An 18,947-nucleotide genomic window follows, 5' to 3' on the forward strand; every position below is an offset into this window, starting at 1 on the left:
CGGTGAGGGGAGGTCCACGTCTCAGTGGACGGGCGGCACCGAGACCGTCAGCACCATCTCGGTCGGGACGTCGCCCTCGTTGGCGTACCGGTGCGTGGCGTTGGCCTCGAAGGTGACGCTCGCGCCGGCCGGGACACGGTACTCCGCACCCTCGACGGTGAGCGTCAGCTCGCCCGCGGTGACATGCGCGATCTCGACGGTGCCGGCGGGGTGCGGGTCCGAGCCGCTGCCCTCGCCCGGCATCAGCCGCCAGTCCCACATCTCCAGCGGGCCGGGCGCCTCCGTACCGGCGAGGAGCCTGCTGTAGCTGCCCGCGTCGGTGTGCCACAGCCGGACCACCTGCTCGGCCGGGACGACCCGGACCTTCGGGCCCTGCTCGTAGTCGAGCAGGGTGGTGATGCTGATGCCGAGGGCGTCGCCGATCTTGACGACGGTGCCGATGCTGGGGTTGGTGCGGGCCTGCTCGATCTGGATGAGCATGCCGCGGCTGACTCCGGCACGGGCGGCGAGGGCGTCCAGGGTGAAGCCGCGCTCCGTGCGCCAGCGTTTGACGTTTCGCGCCAGGGACTGGGTCAGCAGGTCGAGGTCCGACACATTCCGTCCAATATTTTGAATGGCATAGTTCAGTTCAATGAACTACGGTGGAGTGCACTCTTCGTTCACCGAACTGTACTGCGAGGCTGCCCGATGACCGCACTCTTCGCCCTGGCCACCAGCCTGCTGTGGGGCCTGGCCGACTTCGGCGGCGGGCTGCTGAGCAGGCGCGTCCCGGCGCTCACCGTGGTCGTCGTCTCCCAGACGATCGCGGCCGTCGTGCTCGGCGCGATCGTCGTCGCGACCGGCGGCTGGAGCGAGGCCGGCCCCCGGCTGTGGTTCGCCGTGGCCGCCGGCGTGGTGGGCCCGGTCGCCATGCTCGCCTTCTACAAGGCGCTCGCCCTCGGCCCCATGGGCGTCGTCTCCCCGCTCGGCTCGCTGAGCGTGGCCGTCCCGGTGGGCATCGGACTCTTCCTCGGGGAGCGCCCCGCACTGCCGCAGATCGCCGGCATCCTGGTGGCCGTCGTCGGGATCGTGCTCGCGGGCGGCCCGCAGCTCAAGGGCGCCCCCGTCCAGCGGCAGGCCATCGTCCTCACCTTGATCGCGGCCTTCGGCTTCGGCGCGGTGATGGCCCTGATCGCGGAGGCGTCGACGACGCTCACCGGCCTGTTCCTGGCCCTGTTCGTCCAGCGTGTCACGAACGCCGCCGCGGGCGGCGCCGCCCTCTACGTCTCGGTGCGGCGCGGCGCGCCTGCCCTCCCGCCCGAGGGCTTCCCGTACGGTTCGCTCCCGGCCTCCGCCTTCGTCGGCCTCGCGGACGTGGCCGCCAACGGCACCTACTCCCTGGCCGCCCAGCACGGTCCGGTGACCGTCGCCGCCGTCCTCGCCTCGCTGTACCCCGTGATCACCGCCCTGGCCGCCCGCTTCATGCTCGGCGAACGCCTGCGCCCCATCCAGGCGGCCGGCGCGGGCCTGGCCCTGGCAGGCACCCTTCTCCTGGCAACAGGCTGAGCATCCCACCACCGAGCCCGACACCGCCGCTCCAGGGGCGCGGGGAACTGCGCGATCAGCCACGACGAACCCGCAGCCGACAACCACCCGGATCCACCGACGCCTCAGGCGGACTCCCCGGCCCCTTCCGCCTCCCACTCGGCCAACGCCAGCAACTGCTCCGGCGTGACCCCGTCAGGGATCGGCACGGGCGCGGGCGTCCGGATCGGCGGCTGCCAGCCCTCCACCGGGTCCCACCGCCGTACGACCTTCGCGGGCGCCCCCGCCACCACCGAGCGGTCCGGAACCTCGCCCCGGACGACCGCTCCGGCGGCCACCACGACGTTGCGGCCTACCCGCGCTCCCGGCAGGATCACCGCGCCGGTGCCGATCCAGCAGCCGGGCCCGATGGACACGGGGTCCATCCGCGGCCACTGCTTGCCGATCGGCTCGTGCGGGTCGTCGTACGAGTGGTTCGTGGACGTCACGTACACATACGGCCCGAAGTAGCAGTCGCTGCCGATGGTCACGCTGGTGTCGGCGATGACATGGCTGCCCCGGCCGAGGACGACGCCGTCACCGATGCGCAGGATGGGCTCCGCGCCGAGGTCGAGGTCGGGCATCAGCCCGGCGGTCAGCGTGACCTGTTCGCCGATGATGCAGTGGGAGCCCAGATGGATCCACGGCTCCCCGAAGACCGTGCCCAGCGGGAAGGCCAGTCTGGTACCGGTTCCCATCGCGCCGAACCGGAAGCGGCCGGGGTGGTCGGCCGTCACCGCCCCCTTGCGCTGCACCCACTCCCAGCCCGCGTGGACGGCGCGCTGCACCGCGCGACGCCGCCATGACGAGAACGTGTTCCTGCTTATGGGCACCCGCTCACCGTACTCACCGGTCGGCTTCCGGACCGTGTCGTTGGACTGTGATCTTCACCCCACGCGACGTCGTGCCCATGGCTTACGGTGCGGAGGGAGACTGATCCATCACCAGGAGGCGGCAATGAATCGGCAGCGGGCCCTGATCACGGTGTTCGGCGGCAAGAAGCCGGACGTGGAGGACGCCGCGTTCGTCTCCCCCACGTCGGCGGTGATCGGCGACGTGACGCTGGGCGCCGGGTCCAGCGTCTGGTACGGCGCGGTGCTGCGGGCCGAGTCCGAGCCGATCGTGGTGGGGGCCGGGAGCAATGTCCAGGACAACTGCACGCTCCATGTCGACCCCGGTTTCCCGATCTCGATCGGCGAGCGCGTCTCGATCGGGCACAACGCCGTCGTGCACGGGGCGACCGTCGAGGACGACTGCCTGATCGGGATGGGCGCCACCGTGCTGAACGGCGCGGTGATCGGGGCGGGCTCCCTCGTCGCGGCGCAGGCGCTGGTGCCGCAGGGGATGCGGGTGCCGCCCGGTTCGCTGGTCGCGGGGGTGCCGGCGAAGGTCAAGCGCCCCCTCACCGAGGAGGAACGCGAGGGCGTCACCCTGAACGGCACGCACTACACCGAACTGGCGCAGGCCCACCGGGCCGCGCAGGAGGAGTACGGCGCCTGAGACGGCGGAGGGGCCGCGCCACCGGTCGGCGGCGCGGCCCCTGCCTGTCGGCCCAGCCCGCGTATCCGCCCGTGCTCTGCCCCGGCTCCCTCGGGCGCGGCTTCTCAATCCGCGGCCGGGACCAGTTCGGTCTCACCGGCCTCGGCCTTCTCCGCCGCCTTCTTCGCCTTGCGCTTGACCACCAGCATCGACGCCACACCGATCAGCACGGCCAGCACCAGGCCCAGCCACGAGAAGCGCTTGAGCCACGCCTCGGCCACCACGCCGACGTAGTAGATGACGGCGGTGGTGCCGCCGGCCCAGAGGATGCCGCCGAGGACGTTGGCGGTGAGGAAGCGCCAGTACGGCATCTGCAGGACACCGGCGAGGGGGCCGGCGAAGATCCTCAGCAGGGCGATGAAGCGGCCGAAGAAGACCGCCCACATGCCCCAGCGGTCGAAGGACCGCTCGGCCACCGCGATATTGCTCTCGCTGAAGTGCTTGGGGAATCTCCGGCCGAGCTTGGCCAGCAGCGGACGACCGCCCTTGCGGCCGATGGCGTAGCCGATCGAGTCACCGATGATCGCGCCGGCCGTGGCGCAGGCGCCGAGGACGACCGGGTTGATCTCGCCGTGCTGGGACGCGAGCAGCGCGGAGGAGACCAGGATGATCTCACCCGGCAGCGGGATGCCCAGGCTCTCCAGACCGATGACCAGCCCCACCAGCAGATAGATGCTGAGCGGTGGCACCGTTTCGAGCCACTCCTGGACGTGCAAAGCCGCTTCCTCCCATGCGTCCGGTTCTCGGGCCCGCGGCGCGCGCCCATGGTGGAGCGCGCGCCGGGGCAGCCTACCTGCTTACTGGGACGGCGGCGGAGCCCCGCAGGTTGTCCCACAGGTCGCACGCGTGCTCCCCGTGCACGGTCCGGCTGAGCCCGTTTCCGCCCTGCGCGGCGGCCCTGAGGGTCAGCACCCGGTCGCCACCGGCCGGGACGGCGGGCTGACCGGCGGCCCTCGGCACCCCGTCGCGGACGAAGGAGCCCCAGTAGTCGGTCATCTGGCGCGCCAGGGCCCGCTGCCCGGCGTCCAGCGGGCTGTCCAGACCGAAGTGCCGGAAGAGGTACTGCACCTCGTTGACGTGGGTCGCGCCGAAGTCGAAGTCGGTGTCCAGGTTGCGCAGTGAGGCGAAGGGCGGGGAGGTCCGGTCGGCGAACTCGTACGCGTACACCGGTCCGCGTCCGGCGAGAACCTCGTTCAGTCGCAGCGCCGGGCAGGCGAAGCCCTGGTCGCCCTGGGCGGTGCCGTACGCGATGGTCGGCGAGGGGTGGTCCGTGAGCGGGTAGCGGGCGAGGACGCGGTCGCCGTAGGCGGCCCGCATGACGGTCGGGTACTGCTCCGCGGTGAGCGGGGTCCCGGCGGCGTCGAAGCGGCCGAAGGCGAACAGGCGGCCCTCGTCCTGGTTGGCACCGTTGAGGACGGGCACCCGGGCGGCCGCCCCCTTCCGGAACGCCTCGAAGGGCTGGACGGGCAGGAAGGCGCCGCCGGCGACGGGCCCCCAGTTCAGGCCGGCCTGGGCGGCGAGGATCTCGGCGGCGGTCTTCCCCCGCAGGCACGCCGTGTCCGCGCAGCCGAGTCTTGTCAGGAAGGTCCTGCCCTGGGCGACCGCCGACTCGTGCGTGCGGGCCGAGCAGTCGCCGTACGCGCCGCTCTGCACGATGCCGGCGCGGAACAGGCCCCGGGAGGTGGGTGAGGCCAGCTGCGTGCAGACGGAGCGGCCGCCCGCGGACTCGCCCGCGATGGTGACGCGGCCCGGATCGCCGCCGAAGCGGCCGATGTTGGCCCGTACCCAGCGCAGCGCGGCCTGCTGGTCGAGCATGCCGAAGTTGCCGGAGACGCCGTCGCTCGCCTCGTTGTCGAGGTCGTCGGTGGCGAGGAAGCCCATGGCGCCGAGGCGGTAGTTGACGGTCACGACGACCGTGCCGGTACGCCGTGCGAAGGCGTCCGGCACCACGTCCTCGCCGGCGCCAGCGGTGAGGCCGCCGCCGTGCAGCCAGACCATGACCGGGCGGCGGGCGGTGCCCTGCGGTGTGTACACGTTGAGGGCCAGGCAGTCCTCGGTGTGGCTGGGCCGCTCGTAGCCGGGGTCCCAACTGGCCGTCTGGGCGCATCTGTTGCCGAACGCGCCGGCCTCGCGCACCCCCTGCCAGGGGGGCACCGGCCGGGGCTCGGTCCAGCGGAGGTCGCCGACGGGCTGCCGGGCGTAGGGGATGCCGAGGAACTGCCGCCCCTCGGCCGTGGTCTGCCCGCGTACCCAGCCGGCGTCGGTGCGGACGACGGCCGGCTCTCCGGGGGGTGCGGCCTGGGCCGGGGCGGGTGCCAGGAGGGTGGCGGCGAGGGCGGTCGCTCCCACCGCCAGCCGCCATAAGCGGGCGGAACTCCGGGACACGGTGTCGTGCATGAGCCTCACTCCTTCGTGCAGGCGTCGTGGTGGACCACGGTGCGCGTGTCGGCGGGGAACCTAGGGCCGTCAGTGACTCGTGTCAATGCGCTGCGCGAAGGAGCCCTCGCCGGTCGGCCGGGGCGGCGGACGGCGAGGGTGACGGGAGGTGACCGGGTCAGCCGTTGGGGCGCAGGGTCCAGACGACGGTCATCTCGCCGGTGACGGCGCCGTCCGCGCGCCGGATGGCGACGGAGACGGGGAACTCGGGGCGCTCACCGGCGTCGAGCTCGGCGACGACCTCGGTGGCGGGACGGCCGAGGGTCGCAGTGGCCGTGACCTCGCCCATCGCGAGCTTCTTGTAGGCGATCTCGGCGCTGACCGCGAGGGGCACGGCACGCGAGAGCTGGTCACCGAAGGCGGCGAGCACGATCGCCCCGCTCGCCGACTCGCCCAGCGTGAACATCGCGCCGGCGTGCGGCCCGCCGACGTGGTTGTGGAAGTCGCTCCGGTCCGGCAGCGCCACCACGGCTTTCTCCGGCGTGGTCTCCAGGAACTCCAGGTTCAGCGTCCTGGCCATCGGCACCGTGGCGGCGAGCATCTCGCCGATCGACATCTGGTCTGCGCTCATGCCGGGATGTTACCCACGAGTAGGAACCTCTGACCAGGGGTGCCGCGGTGTGGTCAGCGCAACAGAAGCCGGCGCCGCCCGATCCCTCACGAACTCTCCACATGACCAGTACATGCCTGGAGGCGCACGGTGACGGAACCGTGGCACGGGCTCACTACCGTTGCCGGACATGTGGCCAGGACAGCAGCAGCCGCCCGGGGGCGAGCACAATCCGCAGCAGAACCCGTACCAGCAGCCGGGATACCAGCAGCCGAATCCCTATCAGCAGCCCGGCTGTCAGCAGTCGGCCGCGCAGGGACCGTACGGGCAGCAGTGGGGCACGCCGGCGCCGTCGGGCACGCCGCAGCCGCCCGGCAAGAGCGGCGACCGGACCAGGCTCATCGCGGTCGTGACGGCCGCGGCCGTGGTCGTGGCCGCCGGGGTGACCGGGTTCCTGGTCCTCGGCGGCGACAAGGACGAGGAGGCGAAGGGCGGCGGCAAGGGCGGGAAGTCCTCGGCGAGCGCCTCCCCGGATCCGAGCGCCTCCGCCTCGGCCGACGACGGCCGTGGCGCGGACGGTCCGAAGCCGACCGTCGAGGGCTGGAAGGTCGTCGTCAACCCCAAGTGGGGCACGGCCTTCGACGTCCCGGCGGACTGGGAGGTCGCGTCGCCGACGACCGTCACCGGCTTCGAGGACGCCAAGGGCGACGTCGGGGACCCGCCCCTCATCACCATGTCGGCACCGGCGTTCCTCAAGTCCGAGTGGTGCACCTCTGACGACGACAAGGACGGCCGCAAGGACCACACCGAGCTCGCCGGCGCGGGCACCAAGGGCGCGAACGGCGCCAAGGACACCGACGAGGTCGCCCTCAACCAGGTGCCCTGGTACGTGTACGGCGGCTACACGCAGCCCGACCGCAAGAGCCTCACCGTCGACAAGAAGGCGCGGCCGTACACGACGGCCTCCGGGGTGGAGGGCAGTGTCGCCTGGGCCCGCTCCGAGAACACGCCGCAGAAGGGCAAGTGCGCCAGCGACGGCAAGGCCGTGACCTTCGGGTTCAAGAACTCCGCGGGCGACTACGTGGCGTGGAGCCTGTTCGGTGCCACGGGTGTCGACGACGAACTCCCGGACGCGACCATCGAGAAGATCCTGAGCACGGTCCGGCTGTACGGCGAACCGACGGGCGGCTGACGGCCGCGGGGCGGGGGCTCCGTGGCACCCCCGCCTCCGGCACATCTATGGTTACGAGCCATGTGGCCAGGACAGCAGCAGCCGCCCGGGGGCGAGCAGAACCCGCAGCAACCGAACCCGTACCAGCAACCCGGGTACGGCCAGCCGGGACAGACGGGGCATCAACAGCCGGCGTACCCGCAGCCCGGGTACCAGCAGCCGAACCCGTACCAGCAGCCGGGTTACCAGTCGACGGGTCAGCAACCGCACTACGGGCAGCAGCCCCAGTGGGGTGCCCCGTCCCCGGTGGGCGCGCCGGAACCGCCGGGCGGAGGCGGCGGCAACCGGACCAAGCTCATCGCGATCGTGGCGGCCACGGCGGTCGTCGTCGCCGCCGGTGTGACCGGATTCCTGGTCCTCGGCGGCGAGGAGGACGGCAGGACCGATGCGAAGGACGACTCCAAGCCGTCGGTCTCGCCCACGCCGACCGCCTCGGAGAGCCAGGACAACCCGCGCGGTGAGGACGCCGGCGCGCAGCCGACCATCAAGGGCTGGAAGGTCGTCGTCAACCCGAAGTGGGGCACGGCCTTCGACGTGCCCCCGGACTGGGACGTCAAGACGCCCGGCACCTTCATCGGCTTCGACGACAACTCGAAGGACGACACCTCCGTCATCATCGGCATGTCGGCGCCCGCCATCCTCAAGGAGAAGTGGTGCGTCTCCGACGCCGACAAGGACGGCTACAAGGAGGAGACGTCCCTCGCCGCCGTCGGCACCAAGGGACAGCAGGGCGCGAAGAACACCGACGACATCGCCCGCAACGACTCGGCGTGGTGGGTCTTCGGCGGGTACACCGACCAGAAGGACTCCTCCAAGAAGCTGATGAAGGTCGGCAAGCCGGAGCCGTACACGACGGCGTCGGGCGTCGAGGGCAGTGTCGCGACCACCTCCTCGACCGGTGTCCCCAAGAAGGGCAAGTGCGACACCGACGGCAAGGCGACCACGTTCGCCTTCAAGAACTCCAAGGACGACTACGTCTCCTGGACGTTCCACGGCGCCAAGGGCGTCGACGACGAGGTGCCGGACTCGACGGTGCAGAAGATCCTCAGCACGGTACGGCTGTACGGCGAGCCCACGGGCGGCTGAGCACGACACCGGGTACGGGGGCCGGCGGGTGCCGGCCCCCGAGGCGGCCGAGCCACCCCGTCCCGGTGGCCTGATCTGGCCATACGCCATGCGGAAACGGTTTGGCAAGCACTGCCGGGGGCAGCGATAGTCAGCCGGTGACCACTCCCGCCGCCTTCCGCCGGCCCGCCTGGGCGGGCCGCAACTACACGATGCTGACGACCGCCGCCGTGGTCACCAACCTGGGCAGCCACGGCGCCCTCATCGCGGCCGCCTTCGCGGTCCTGGAGTCGGGCGGCGACGGCGGGGACGTGGGTCTGGTGGCGGCGGCGCGCACCCTGCCGCTGGTGCTGTTCCTGCTCATCGGCGGCGCGGTCGCGGACCGGCTGCCGCGGCACCGGGTGATGGTCGCCGCGAACACCCTCAACTGTCTGTCCCAGGCCGTCTTCGCGGTGCTGGTGCTCACCGGGGAGGCCCGGCTGTGGCAGATGATGCTGCTGTCCGCCCTGGGCGGCACCGGGCAGGCGTTCTTCAACCCGGCGGCCGAGGGCATGCTGCTGTCGTCGGTCACCGCCGAGCAGGCGGGGCGGGCCTTCGCGCTGTTCCGGTTCGCCTCGCAGGGCGCGACCATGACCGGCGCGGCCGTCGGGGGTGCGCTCGTCGCGGTGATCGGCCCCGGCTGGGTGCTCGCCGTCGACGCGGCCGCGTTCGCGATCGCCGGGGCCATGCGCGCCTTCCTCGACGTGAGCCACATACCGGACCGCGAGCCGGGCCACGGCATGCTCGCCGATCTCCGCGACGGCTGGCGGGAGTTCACCGGCCGGCCCTGGCTGTGGGCGATCGTCGTGCAGTTCTCCCTCGTCAACGCGGTCATCGTCGCCGCCGACGCGGTCTACGGCCCCCAGGTGGCCCGTGACCATCTGGGCGGTGCGGGCCCCTGGGGTCTGGCGCTGGCGCTGTTCGGAGCCGGCAACGCCGTCGGGGCGCTGCTGATGACCCGTTGGAAACCGCGCCGGCTGCTCCTCGTGGGTGTGCTGTGCGTCTTCCCGTTCGCCCTGCCGTCCGCGGCGCTCGCCGTGCCCGCGCCGGTCGCCGTGCTGTGCGTGACGATGTTCGTCAGCGGGATGTCGATCGAGGTGTTCGGCGTCTCCTGGATGACGGCGCTGCACCAGGAGATCCCCGAGGAGAAGCTGTCGCGCGTCTCGGCGTACGACTGGTTCGGCTCCGTCTCGATGGTGCCGCTGGCCGCCGCGCTGGCGGGGCCCGCGGAGAGCGCCTTCGGGCGCCCGGCGGCCCTGTGGGGCTGTGCCGGGGCGTGCGTCGCGGCCACGGCGGCGGTGCTGTGCATCCGGGACGTGCGGACCCTGACCCGGCGGGGAACCAAGCCCGTCGCCCTCGGCGAGCCGGACGCCGAGCCCGGCTCAGCCGATGCCGAAGGCGCCGTCGGGCGGCTCGGGTGACGGCACCGCGTCCTCCTCGCCGACGGGCGCGGCACCGCCGATGAAGTCGCGCAGCGCCGCCCCGTGCTCGACCCGCGCGGGGAAGGCGTCACCGGCGGTGCGCCGGGCGAGGACGGCGACGTCGGGCGGCCGGTGGGAGGCGAGCAGCACGGCGTTGCCGAACCTCCGGCCGCGCAGCACCCCGGGTTCGGCGATCAGCGCCAGCTCCTCGAACACGGTGCCCAGCGTCGCCAGTTGGGACCGCAGGAACGCGAAGGGCGCGGCGTCGGCGAGGTTCGCGAGATAGACGCCGTCCGCCCGAAGGACCCGTGCGGCTGCCCGCGCGTACCCCTCGGTCGTCAGATGCGCGGGCACGCGTGAGCCGCCGAAGACGTCCGCGACGAGTACGTCGGCGGAGCCGGCGGGAGCGCCTTCGAGCCATTTCCTCGCGTCGGCGTCGTGCAGCGCGATCCCGGCGTCCGCCGGCAGCGGCAGCCGCTCCACGACGAGGTCCAGCAGTCCCCGGTCGTACTCGACGACGTCCTGCCGGGATCCCGGGCGGGTGGCGGCCACATAGCGGGGCAGGGTGAGCGCGCCCCCGCCGAGGTGCAGCACGTCGAGCGGCCGCCCCGGCTCCGCCACCGTGTCCAGCGCGTGCCCCAGCCGCCGCGCGTACTCGAACTCCAGGTGCGTGGGCTCGTCCAGGTCCACGTACGACTGCGGGGCCCCGTCCACCGTCAGCAGCCAGGCCCGCTCCCGGTCGACGTCGGGCATGAGCTTGGCGGTGCCCCGGTCGATGGCACGGGAGACGGGTATGGCTTCGTTCACGGGATCCATTCTGCCGGGCGCGGACCCGGCCGAAGGACCGTAGGAGCACCGCCGGAAAGGGGCTCGGGGAACCGCGCGACCGGCCGGAAAGGGTTGTGGGGGACCGCGCGACCGGCCACGACGGCCCGCGGTCCCCCACGCTCCTTGCCCCGACTAGCGGACGGCCGTGACGGTCCCCGCCCCCACGGTGCGGCCGCCCTCACGGATCGCGAACCCGAGACCGGGCTCCAACGGAACCTCCCGTCCCAGCTCCACGCGCATCGTGATCCGGTCGCCCGGCCGGGCGACGGCCGCCTCCCCGAGGTCGACGTCACCGACCACGTCCGCGGTGCGGATGTAGAACTGCGGCCGGTACCCGCTGGACACCGGCGTCGTGCGGCCCCCCTCCTTCGCCGACAGCACATACACCTGCGCGGTGAAGTGCCGGCTGGGCACGACGCTTCCCGGCGCGGCCACCACGTGTCCGCGCCGGACGGTGTCCCGCGCCACTCCGCGCAGCAGCAGCGCCACGTTGTCCCCGGCCTGCGCCTCCGCCATGGGCTTGCCGAAGGTCTCCAGACCGGTGACGACCGTCTCGACGTCCGCGCCGAGCACCTCGACCGGGTCGCCGACCCGGATGGTGCCCCGCTCGACGGCACCGGTGACGACGGTCCCCCGCCCGGTGATCGTCAGGACGTTCTCCACGGACAGCAGGAACGGCGCGTCCAGATACCGCTCGGGCATCGGGACATAGGTGTCCACCGCGTCGAGCAGCGCCTCGACGGACGCCGTCCAGCGTGGGTCCCCTTCGAGGGCCTTCAGCCCGGAGACCCGTACGACGGGGACGGAGTCGCCGCCGTAGCCGTGCGCGGTGAGCAACTCGCGCACCTCCAGCTCGACGAGGTCCGTCAGTTCCTCGTCACCCGCGTCGGCCTTGTTGAGCGCCACCACGATGTGGTTGACGCCCACCTGCCGGGCGAGCAGGACGTGTTCGGCGGTCTGGGGCATGATCCCGTCGAGCGCGGAGACGACGAGGATCGCCCCGTCGAGTTGCGCGGCGCCGGTGACCATGTTCTTGACGTAGTCGGCGTGGCCGGGCATGTCGACGTGCGCGTAGTGCCGGGTGTCGGTCTCGTACTCGACGTGCGCGATGTTGATGGTGATGCCGCGCGCCGCCTCCTCGGGGGCGCGGTCGATGCGGTCGAACGGCACGAACGTGCCGGCCCCGCGCTCGGCGAGGACCTTGGTGATGGCGGCGGTCAGGGTGGTCTTGCCGTGGTCGACGTGGCCCATCGTGCCGATGTTGAGGTGCGGTTTCGTGCGGACGTAAGCGGTCTTGGACATGGCGATACCTCGAAGCCTCTTCAGCGGTACTGAGTGATGGCCCCGGCGCCGTGAGGGCGTGGCCGGGACGGGGACCCCGAGAACGCGCCGACCCTCCCCCTGCGGGGTCCGCCGGAATCTCCGGGAAGGGTCAGCTTCGGGCGCCGTCTGCGGCGGCCACGACGATCAGAAGGGCAGCCTTCGGCGCATCCGCGTCTACCGCGGACGCTGCGAGAACGAAGGCGTACCGGAACATGGGTCGATCCTCGCCGACGCGGCCGCCCGCGTCGAATGGTTTTCCGGGAGGGCGAGTTCGCGAACCGTGCCGAAGAGAGATGCTTCACAGGTCGGGGGCGGGCTGAACGCGGGCCGGGCGGTGCGCGTGCTCCCGAAGGCGCAGGCCGCGCGGTGTACGGTCCCCGGCCGGGCGCCCGGTGGCGGATGCCCGAGGGTGCTGCCGTTCCGGTTCCTGTGACCGCGGTGAGACGTTCCGTAGGGCGTACACACACATCGGTCGGTTACCGTCGACGAATGCTCGATGCCACCACCCGCTCTGGGGGCACCGCCTCGGTCCTTCCCCGGGCCGCCGCCACGGAGCTCGCCGTCGCCGCACCCGCAGCCGTCCCCGCCGTCCCGCCGAACGGCGCCGCCCGCTGGGGCAGAGCGCTGCTCTCGCCGTGGGCGCGGTTCTCACTGCTGTTGGCGCTGCTCGCCGGCGCCGTGGTGACCGTGCTGCTGTTCGAGCCGCAGCGGCTGCTGGCCGACGGCTGGCCGCCCCAGCTGAGCGGCGGCACCGCGGCCGTGGTGTTCGCGGTGGCGTACGGGCTGTGCACGGTGGCGTTCGTGCCCCGGCCGATCCTCAACATCGCGGCGGGCGCCCTCTTCGGCTCGCAGCTGGGCCTGGCCTCGGCGCTCGCGGGAACGGTCCTCGGGGCGGGCATCGCGTTCGCGCTGGGCCGGATGCTCGGGCAGGACGCGCTGCGGCCGCTGCTGCGGCACCGCTGGCTGAAGTCGGCGGACGGCCAGCTCAGCCGTCACGGGTTCCGTTCGATGCTGGCGGCCCGCCTCTTCCCCGGGGTGCCGTTCTGGGCGGCGAACTACTGCGCCTCCGTCTCCCGCATGGGCTACCTGCCGTTCCTGCTGGCCACCGCCCTCGGCTCCATCCCCAACACCGCCGCGTACGCCGTAGCGGGCGCCCGCGCCTCCGCCCCGACGTCCCCGGCCTTCCTGCTCGCGATGGCGTGCATCGCGCTCCCGGCGCTGCTGGGTGCGGCAGTGGCCTGGCGCAAGCGCCACCACCTGCGGGCCCGCTGACACCGCCGGGCGGGTCGGGCCCGGACAGTGCGCGCCGCGGCCTCGGCCGGTCCCTGCTGGACCATCTGGCCGGTCAGGCCACGACCGAGGGGGCACCCGCCCTGACGCCGACCACGTTCACCGAAGTCCCATGGAACGCCCCCTACTACGCGCGCTGCGGGTTCCGGCTCCTGACCGAGAGCGGGCTCACCCCCGGCCTGCGGGCGATCCGTGCCCGGGAAGCGGCGCACGGCCTGGACCGGTGGCCCCGGGCCTGCATGCGCCGACCGCTGTGACACCCGCCGGGGCGTTCGCTGGCCCGCGTCAGACCACGGCGAGCCGGTCCACCAGCAGCTCCAGTCTGCCCTCGGCGTACTCCGCCGGCAGCCGTCCCGCCCGGGTCAGGGTCGCCAGCCCGTGCAGGGACGCCCAGAACACCTCGGTGAACACGCCCGGGTGGACGCCGTCCCCGGCGACCTCCGCGAGGGTCTCCAGCAGGGCGGCGAAGGCGTCCTTCAGCGGTGCGGGGGTGTCCTCCCGCGCGAACGTCAGACCGCCGTCGAGCTGGAACATGGCGTCGTAGACCGCCGGGTTGCGCTCGGCGAAGTCGAGGTAGGTGCGGGCGAGGACGACGACCCGGGCGCGGGGGCCGTCCGCGGCGGGGGCCGCGGCCCGCAGCGCCGCGGCCATCTCGGCGGCGCCTTCGAGGGCGACGGCGCCGATGATCTCCCGCTTGCCCCGGAAGTGGCTGTAGAGGACGGGCTGGCTGTATTCGATGCGCTCGGCCAGCCGACGGGTGGTGACCGCGTCCCAGCCCTGCTCCTCGGCGAGTTCGCGGGCCGTCGCCACGATCAGACGTTCACGGGCCGCCCGCTCGCGTTCCTTGCGTTCCTGTACCGACATGCCTCGAATTCTAGCATCGCTAGACAAGCGAGCGGCGCCAGTACTAGCGTTGCCACATCATCTAGCAACGCTAGATCGATCTCGGGAAGAGGCATCGCCATGCTCAACGTGCTCCAGGTCGTCACCCTCGTGTCCGTCGGCGTGATGGTGGGGGTGGAGTTCTCCGTCGCCTTCGTGCTCAACCGGATCTTGGACGCGCTCCCCGGCGACAGCGGCCAGCTCGGCCGCTCCCACGGCGGCCGGATGCTCGGCGCCGTGATGCCGGTCTGGTACATCAGCTCGCTGGCCCTCGTCGGGGTCTGGGCCGCGGCCGGCCGGCACGATGCCGGCACCGGCCTCGTCGTCACCGCCGGCGTACTGCTGCTCCTCAGCGTGATCATGTCGGTCCTGCTGCTCGTCCCCATCAACAACCGGGGCAAGACCTGGACCCCCGACAACCGGCCCGCCGACTGGAAGGAGCAGATGAACCGCTGGGAGCGCTACCACTACGGCCGCGTCGCCCTCATCGTCGCCGCCTTCGCCCTGCTGGCCACCGCCCTCGTCTGACACTGCTCGGCCTGCGGCAACAAGCAGAGGCTCACACCCGCGCCCTGAAGGGGGCGCGGGGAACTGGCCGCCACGACCCGCAGCCGCCAGGTGACCGTCGCCCCCGCCCCGCAGGCGCCCCGTCGCCCCGGCCCCATCCCCGGCGGCGCCCCGCCACCCCCGCTCAGTCCCCCTGATAGACGTCCAGCCGCCCGCACATCCCGAACTTCCCGTGCACCGAGGGCTCCTGGGCCCGGACCACGGCGTCGGCCAGGTAGGTCACGTCCCCACGCTCCAGCCGGTCCAACTGCTCCCCCGTCGCCTCGGCGGCGGCCCGCGCGCCCCCTACCCAGCGCGCCCGCCACTCGGCGAGCCGTGGCCGGACCAATGCCGCGGCGGCCCGGTGGAACGCGGCGAGCGGCTCGGGCCCGTCCGCGCCGCGCAGCGCCCGGTAGCCCTCCAGGGCGAGGTCGCGGCGGGCCCGGGCGACCCGCTCCTGCTCCTCCTCCGGCGCGTCCACCGGGATACGGGTCGCCGCGGCGTACGTCTTCGGGTCGGTCAGGTACCGCGGCGGCAACGTGAGCACGGCGTCGCCCGCCTCCGGCAGCCCGCTGTTCTGCATCAGGACGGTGATGCGCAGCTCGTCCTCGTTGACCAGCCGGTGGATGGTGCCGGGCGTGAACCAGGCGACCGTCCCCGGCGTCAGGGGTGTGACCTCGTACCCGGACGCCGTCAGGGTCTGCACGGCGCCGCGTCCGCCGGTGACGACGTACCCCTCCGAACAGGTCAGGTGCATATGGGGCGTTCCGCCGCACACCCCGTCCGTCGCGGGCCAGTCGTAGACGGACAGGTGTGAGACGGCGACCCCGCCGGGCAGTCCCTCGTGACCCTTCACCATGGGTGCGCCTCCAGGTACTTGGCGATCTCCTCCCGCTCCCATGCCCCGTCCGCCACGACGACCCGGTAGCGGCGGGTGAGCGTGTCGCCGGGGGCTAGCGCCAGTTCGTCGAAGAACGCCCAGGAGGGGGCGACGGCCGCGAACGGCTCGTTGCGGACGAACCAGTGAGCGGGGTGGGCGCCCTCGGCACCCGTGTGGTCGTTCTCGGGGGCGTGGACGAAGACGAGCGTGGCGTGCCCGTCGGCGCCGTCGTGCTCGCCCGAGTACGCCAGCCACGGCGCCTGCCCACCCATCAGCTCCGGCCCCTCGGCGTCGGGGCCGATGATCCGCCCCGCGCGGAAGGCGCGCGGGCCGCGCCAGAACAGGCCGGTGTAGCCGGCCATCTCGCGCCCGGCGGTGGTCGGGCTGCCGAACAGCAGCGGCTCGTCACGGCGGTTGGTGATCGCGCTGGTCCAGGTGAGCGCCCACGATCCCGCCTCGGTGTCGACGTCGTGCACCTCGATCCGGCGCTCCTCGTCGGCCCACAGCTCCCCGCCGTACGGGTGCCAGGTCAGCCGCTCGGCGATCACCACCCGGTCGCCCTCGGAGACGACCTCGTCGAAACCGGCGTGGGCCATCGAGCCGACCCGCTCGGGGATGGGCAGATATCCCTCGCCGTGGACGTAGGAGTTGCCGCCCCACAGGTTCTGACCCGACAGGTGCGAGGCCGTCAGCTGGAGGCCCTTGTGCCAGCGGTGGTCGTTGGGGCGGTAGCCGGTGACGACGTCGCCCGCGAGGGTGCGAATCGGGTGCAGGTACGGCTTGGGGGCCTCCCAGGCCGCCTCCGGCCGGTACACGTAGCTGAACAGTTCGACGCCGGTGGCCGGCTCGGTGACCGTGATCCGGTCGCCGTGGGCGTGGACCACGCGCAGCCCGTCGTGGAAGGTCATGCGGGGATCTCCTCACTCGTGGCGGGCTCCTGGGCGGGTGCGGGCGCCCAGCCGGGGGCTCCGCCGTGCATGGCCGTGTAGTACGGGTCCCCCGGGCCGATCTCGCCACGCCGTACGGTCGTGTCCGTGAACGCCGACTTGTAGAGCGCGGCGATCAGCTCCAGGCTCGTCCGGCCGTCGGCGCCGCTGCTGCGGGGCCGCTCACCGGCGCGCATGCTCGCGACGAGTTCACGCAGCTGGGCCAGGTGGGAGCTGGGCACGTCGGCGCCGAAGTCCCGCCAGGCCGCCGTGTCCGCGTCCGGGGTGCCGGGGGCGGGGGTGATGGACCAGTCGGCGTTGGAGTGGCCGTACAGGTGGGTGAGTTCGATCGTGGCGCGCTCGCAGTCGATGCGGATGCGGCTGACCTCGTCGGGGCTGAGGACGCTGTTGACGACGGTGGCCAGGGCGCCGTTCTCGAAGCGCACGAGGGCGGTCGAGACGTCCTCGGTCTCCACGTCGTGGACGAGCCGCCCGGCCATGGCGCGGACCTCGCTCCAGGGGCCGAGCAGGTCGAGGAGGAGGTCCATCTGGTGGATGCCGTGGCCCATGGCGGGGCCGCCGCCCTCGGTCGCCCAGCGGCCACGCCAGGGCACGGAGTAGTAGGCGGCGTTCCGGTACCAGGTGGTCTGGCAGTGCGCGACGAGGGGACGGCCGACCGCCTGCTCGACGATCAGCTTCCGTACGTGCGTGGCGCCCGAACCGAAGCGGTGCTGGAAGACGATCGAGGCGAACGGCCCGCCGGTGTCCGCGCCTTCCTCCGCCTCCACGGCGTCGAAGTCGGCGAGCGTGGGCACCGGCGGCTTCTCGCACCACACCCAGGCGCCGGCTCGCAGGGCGGCCACGGTCTGGTCGCGGTGCAGGGTGGGCGGGGTGCACACGCAGACCAGGTCGGGGCGCTCCTCGGCCAGCATGCGGTCCAGATCGGTGTAGCCGTGCGGGATGCCGTGCTCGGCGCAGAACGCGCGCACCGCCCCGGCATCGATGTCGACCGCCGCGACGACCTCGGCCTCCCCCTCCTCGGCGAGGCGCGCGAGCGCGGGCAGGTGGGAGCCGCCGCCGATGGCGCCGACACCGACGATGGCGGCGCGGACACGGCGGCCCTTCAGAGGGGTCCGCGGCTGGTCCGGAGTCGGGCTCGGATCGTTGCTGGGTGTGGGCATGGACGTGATCAGCACTCCATCGAACGGGACGTCGGACAGTGGCCAACGCCTGGTGGCCAGGGCTCCGGCGGTACGGCGACCCTCGCAACGGCAAGCGCTTTCTCCAGCCAGCAACGTATGTGCGGACATAGTCACCGGTCAACACCGTGGATTCGGCCGTTCCACCCCTCGGTACGCCGGTCCCCGCCCCTCCCCCGCACGGCCCTGCCAAACCCCTGTGGCAGCCCTGTCATCCGGGGGCGCTAGGCTGCCCCCGTACCTGTGATCACCCGCCCCGCACGGCCGCCCGGCGGCCGGGTCGGCGGCGTGTCACCTTTCCCGTCGGCCCCTCACGATCAGCGCTTGGACCACGTAACTTCATGTCTTGGTTTGAATCCCTCATCCTCGGACTCGTCCAGGGGCTGACCGAGTTCCTCCCCATCTCCTCCAGCGCGCACCTGCGGCTGACGGCGGCCTTCTCCGGCTGGGAGGACCCGGGAGCGGCCTTCACGGCGATCACCCAGATCGGCACCGAGGCCGCGGTGCTGATCTACTTCCGCAAGGACATCGTCAACATCATCTCGGCGTGGTCCCGCTCCCTGTTCAACAAGGAGATGCGCGGCGACCGCGACGCCCAGATGGGCTGGCTGGTGATCGTCGGCTCCATCCCGATCGGTGTCCTCGGCGTGACCCTCAAGGACCAGATCGAGGGCCCGTTCCGCGATCTGCGCATCACCGCGACCATGCTGATCGTGATGGGCATCGTCCTGGGCGTCGCGGACCGTCTGGCCGCCCGCGACGAGACGGGCGGCAAGCACCGTGCCATCAAGGAACGCAAGACCCTGGACCAGCTGAGCGTCAAGGACGGCCTGATCTTCGGCCTCTGCCAGGCCATGGCCCTCATCCCGGGCGTCTCCCGCTCCGGCGCCACCATCAGCGGCGGCCTGCTCATGGGCTACAAGCGCGAGGCCGCGGCCCGCTACTCCTTCCTCCTCGCCATCCCCGCCGTGCTGGCCTCCGGCGGCTACGAGCTGAAGGACGCCCTGGAGGGCGGTCATGTCTCCTGGGGCCCGACGATCTTCGCCACGGTGATCGCGTTCGTGGTCGGGTACGCCGTGATCGCGTGGTTCATGAAGTTCATCTCCACCAAGAGCTTCATGCCCTTCGTCTGGTACCGCATCGCCCTCGGCATCGTCATCGTCGTCCTCGTCTCGATGGGCGTACTGAGCCCGCACGCCGGCGAGTCGGCGGGCTGACCGGGAGGCATC

Annotated in this window: 20 protein-coding genes; 9 read left to right on the forward strand and 11 right to left on the reverse strand. The window is 72.5% G+C overall.

Going from position 1 to position 18,947, the window contains the following annotated elements:
- Positions 1-21 precede the first annotated feature (21 nt).
- Entirely contained in the window at positions 22-594 is a 573-nt protein-coding gene (locus ACZ4Z3_RS17885) for a helix-turn-helix domain-containing protein (RefSeq protein ID WP_468501864.1), read from the reverse strand.
- A 93-nt stretch (positions 595-687) separates the two neighbouring features.
- Here ACZ4Z3_RS17885 and ACZ4Z3_RS17890 point away from each other — a divergent pair, with 93 nt between their 5' ends.
- Complete coding sequence (locus tag ACZ4Z3_RS17890) at positions 688-1,545, forward strand: EamA family transporter (RefSeq protein ID WP_468501865.1); 858 nt, start codon at positions 688-690, stop codon at positions 1,543-1,545.
- Positions 1,546-1,649: 104 nt separating this feature from the next.
- Here the strand turns inward: ACZ4Z3_RS17890 and ACZ4Z3_RS17895 are convergent, their stop codons facing one another.
- A complete protein-coding gene (locus ACZ4Z3_RS17895) occupies positions 1,650-2,396 on the reverse strand; it encodes an acyltransferase (protein ID WP_468501866.1) in 747 nt (248 codons plus the stop codon).
- A 124-nt stretch (positions 2,397-2,520) separates the two neighbouring features.
- On the opposite strand from ACZ4Z3_RS17895, the gene ACZ4Z3_RS17900 reads away from it, so the two are divergent.
- Positions 2,521-3,063 (forward strand): gamma carbonic anhydrase family protein, encoded by a 543-nt coding sequence (locus tag ACZ4Z3_RS17900; protein WP_468501867.1) that lies wholly within the window; start codon positions 2,521-2,523, stop codon positions 3,061-3,063.
- 104 nt (positions 3,064-3,167) lie between these two features.
- Here ACZ4Z3_RS17900 and ACZ4Z3_RS17905 read toward each other — a convergent pair whose 3' ends face one another.
- The 3 genes from ACZ4Z3_RS17905 to ACZ4Z3_RS17915 form a co-directional block, all read right to left on the reverse strand.
- Complete coding sequence (locus ACZ4Z3_RS17905) at positions 3,168-3,818, reverse strand: DedA family protein (protein ID WP_055543237.1); 651 nt, start codon at positions 3,816-3,818, stop codon at positions 3,168-3,170.
- Positions 3,819-3,891: 73 nt separating this feature from the next.
- A complete protein-coding gene (locus ACZ4Z3_RS17910; RefSeq protein ID WP_468501868.1) occupies positions 3,892-5,499 on the reverse strand; it encodes a carboxylesterase/lipase family protein in 1,608 nt (535 codons plus the stop codon).
- A 157-nt stretch (positions 5,500-5,656) separates the two neighbouring features.
- Positions 5,657-6,094 (reverse strand): DUF4442 domain-containing protein, encoded by a 438-nt coding sequence (locus tag ACZ4Z3_RS17915; protein ID WP_468501942.1) that lies wholly within the window; start codon positions 6,092-6,094, stop codon positions 5,657-5,659.
- A 184-nt stretch (positions 6,095-6,278) separates the two neighbouring features.
- Between ACZ4Z3_RS17915 and ACZ4Z3_RS17920 the strand changes: the two genes are divergently transcribed.
- The 3 genes from ACZ4Z3_RS17920 to ACZ4Z3_RS17930 all read left to right on the forward strand — a co-directional run bounded on the left by ACZ4Z3_RS17920 (position 6,279) and on the right by ACZ4Z3_RS17930 (position 9,844).
- Entirely contained in the window at positions 6,279-7,280 is a 1,002-nt protein-coding gene (locus tag ACZ4Z3_RS17920; protein WP_468501869.1) for a DUF8017 domain-containing protein, read from the forward strand.
- Between the two features lie 60 nt (positions 7,281-7,340).
- Complete coding sequence (locus tag ACZ4Z3_RS17925) at positions 7,341-8,405, forward strand: DUF8017 domain-containing protein (RefSeq protein ID WP_468501870.1); 1,065 nt, start codon at positions 7,341-7,343, stop codon at positions 8,403-8,405.
- A gap of 137 nt (positions 8,406-8,542) precedes the next feature.
- Positions 8,543-9,844 (forward strand): MFS transporter, encoded by a 1,302-nt coding sequence (locus ACZ4Z3_RS17930; protein WP_468501871.1) that lies wholly within the window; start codon positions 8,543-8,545, stop codon positions 9,842-9,844.
- Here ACZ4Z3_RS17930 and ACZ4Z3_RS17935 read toward each other — a convergent pair.
- Both ACZ4Z3_RS17935 and tuf read right to left on the reverse strand, forming a co-directional pair.
- Positions 9,806-10,651: a spermidine synthase gene (locus tag ACZ4Z3_RS17935; RefSeq protein WP_468501872.1), complete on the reverse strand. Its 846-nt coding sequence runs from the start codon at positions 10,649-10,651 to the stop codon at positions 9,806-9,808. The genes ACZ4Z3_RS17930 and ACZ4Z3_RS17935 overlap by 39 nt on opposite strands.
- Before the next feature lie 153 nt (positions 10,652-10,804).
- Positions 10,805-11,974 (reverse strand): elongation factor Tu, encoded by a 1,170-nt coding sequence (gene tuf / locus ACZ4Z3_RS17940; protein WP_468501873.1) that lies wholly within the window; start codon positions 11,972-11,974, stop codon positions 10,805-10,807.
- Positions 11,975-12,484: 510 nt separating this feature from the next.
- On the opposite strand from tuf, the gene ACZ4Z3_RS17945 reads away from it, so the two are divergent.
- Entirely contained in the window at positions 12,485-13,267 is a 783-nt protein-coding gene (locus ACZ4Z3_RS17945; protein ID WP_468501874.1) for a TVP38/TMEM64 family protein, read from the forward strand.
- Entirely contained in the window at positions 13,195-13,542 is a 348-nt protein-coding gene (locus tag ACZ4Z3_RS17950; protein ID WP_468501875.1) for a hypothetical protein, read from the forward strand. The genes ACZ4Z3_RS17945 and ACZ4Z3_RS17950 overlap by 73 nt, the downstream gene beginning before the upstream one ends.
- Positions 13,543-13,570: 28 nt before the next feature.
- Here the strand turns inward: ACZ4Z3_RS17950 and ACZ4Z3_RS17955 are convergent, their stop codons facing one another.
- Positions 13,571-14,149: a TetR/AcrR family transcriptional regulator gene (locus ACZ4Z3_RS17955; protein WP_468501876.1), complete on the reverse strand. Its 579-nt coding sequence runs from the start codon at positions 14,147-14,149 to the stop codon at positions 13,571-13,573.
- A 99-nt stretch (positions 14,150-14,248) separates the two neighbouring features.
- Here ACZ4Z3_RS17955 and ACZ4Z3_RS17960 point away from each other — a divergent pair, with 99 nt between their 5' ends.
- Complete coding sequence (locus ACZ4Z3_RS17960; RefSeq protein ID WP_468501877.1) at positions 14,249-14,695, forward strand: anthrone oxygenase family protein; 447 nt, start codon at positions 14,249-14,251, stop codon at positions 14,693-14,695.
- Between the two features lie 163 nt (positions 14,696-14,858).
- On the opposite strand, the gene ACZ4Z3_RS17965 is transcribed toward ACZ4Z3_RS17960, so the two are convergent.
- From ACZ4Z3_RS17965 to ACZ4Z3_RS17975, 3 genes are read right to left on the reverse strand one after another with little or no spacing between them, the layout of a single operon-like run.
- The gene (locus ACZ4Z3_RS17965; protein WP_468501878.1) at positions 14,859-15,572 is read right to left on the reverse strand and encodes a cupin domain-containing protein; all 714 of its coding nucleotides are present in this window, start codon (positions 15,570-15,572) and stop codon (positions 14,859-14,861) included.
- Positions 15,566-16,501 carry a DUF6807 domain-containing protein gene (locus ACZ4Z3_RS17970; RefSeq protein ID WP_468501879.1) on the reverse strand — a complete coding sequence of 312 codons (936 nt, stop codon included), beginning with the start codon at positions 16,499-16,501 and terminating at the stop codon, positions 15,566-15,568. The genes ACZ4Z3_RS17965 and ACZ4Z3_RS17970 overlap by 7 nt, the downstream gene beginning before the upstream one ends.
- Positions 16,498-17,700 carry a Gfo/Idh/MocA family protein gene (locus ACZ4Z3_RS17975; protein ID WP_468501880.1) on the reverse strand — a complete coding sequence of 401 codons (1,203 nt, stop codon included), beginning with the start codon at positions 17,698-17,700 and terminating at the stop codon, positions 16,498-16,500. Before ACZ4Z3_RS17975 ends, ACZ4Z3_RS17970 begins: the two co-directional genes overlap by 4 nt.
- 359 nt (positions 17,701-18,059) lie before the next feature.
- Here ACZ4Z3_RS17975 and ACZ4Z3_RS17980 point away from each other — a divergent pair, with 359 nt between their 5' ends.
- A complete protein-coding gene (locus ACZ4Z3_RS17980) occupies positions 18,060-18,935 on the forward strand; it encodes an undecaprenyl-diphosphate phosphatase (RefSeq protein WP_055516744.1) in 876 nt (291 codons plus the stop codon).
- Positions 18,936-18,947: the final 12 nt, after the last annotated feature.

The sequence above is a fragment of the Streptomyces sp. NPDC030296 genome, from assembly GCF_055572815.1.

Excerpts from the sequence above, each read along its gene's own strand:
- ACZ4Z3_RS17890 (WP_468501865.1), top strand. The coding sequence starts at position 688 with ATGACCGCACTCTTCGCCCTGGCCACCAGCCTGCTGTGGGGCCTGGCC.
- ACZ4Z3_RS17900 (WP_468501867.1), top strand. The coding sequence starts at position 2,521 with ATGAATCGGCAGCGGGCCCTGATCACGGTGTTCGGCGGCAAGAAGCCG.
- ACZ4Z3_RS17910 (WP_468501868.1), bottom strand. The coding sequence starts at position 5,499 with ATGCACGACACCGTGTCCCGGAGTTCCGCCCGCTTATGGCGGCTGGCG.
- ACZ4Z3_RS17915 (WP_468501942.1), bottom strand. The coding sequence starts at position 6,094 with ATGTCGATCGGCGAGATGCTCGCCGCCACGGTGCCGATGGCCAGGACG.
- ACZ4Z3_RS17920 (WP_468501869.1), top strand. The coding sequence starts at position 6,279 with ATGTGGCCAGGACAGCAGCAGCCGCCCGGGGGCGAGCACAATCCGCAG.
- ACZ4Z3_RS17925 (WP_468501870.1), top strand. The coding sequence starts at position 7,341 with ATGTGGCCAGGACAGCAGCAGCCGCCCGGGGGCGAGCAGAACCCGCAG.
- tuf (WP_468501873.1), bottom strand. The coding sequence starts at position 11,974 with ATGTCCAAGACCGCTTACGTCCGCACGAAACCGCACCTCAACATCGGC.
- ACZ4Z3_RS17945 (WP_468501874.1), top strand. The coding sequence starts at position 12,485 with ATGCTCGATGCCACCACCCGCTCTGGGGGCACCGCCTCGGTCCTTCCC.
- ACZ4Z3_RS17955 (WP_468501876.1), bottom strand. The coding sequence starts at position 14,149 with ATGTCGGTACAGGAACGCAAGGAACGCGAGCGGGCGGCCCGTGAACGT.
- ACZ4Z3_RS17960 (WP_468501877.1), top strand. The coding sequence starts at position 14,249 with ATGCTCAACGTGCTCCAGGTCGTCACCCTCGTGTCCGTCGGCGTGATG.
- ACZ4Z3_RS17965 (WP_468501878.1), bottom strand. The coding sequence starts at position 15,572 with ATGGTGAAGGGTCACGAGGGACTGCCCGGCGGGGTCGCCGTCTCACAC.
- ACZ4Z3_RS17970 (WP_468501879.1), bottom strand. The coding sequence starts at position 16,501 with ATGACCTTCCACGACGGGCTGCGCGTGGTCCACGCCCACGGCGACCGG.
- ACZ4Z3_RS17975 (WP_468501880.1), bottom strand. The coding sequence starts at position 17,700 with ATGCCCACACCCAGCAACGATCCGAGCCCGACTCCGGACCAGCCGCGG.
- ACZ4Z3_RS17980 (WP_055516744.1), top strand. The coding sequence starts at position 18,060 with ATGTCTTGGTTTGAATCCCTCATCCTCGGACTCGTCCAGGGGCTGACC.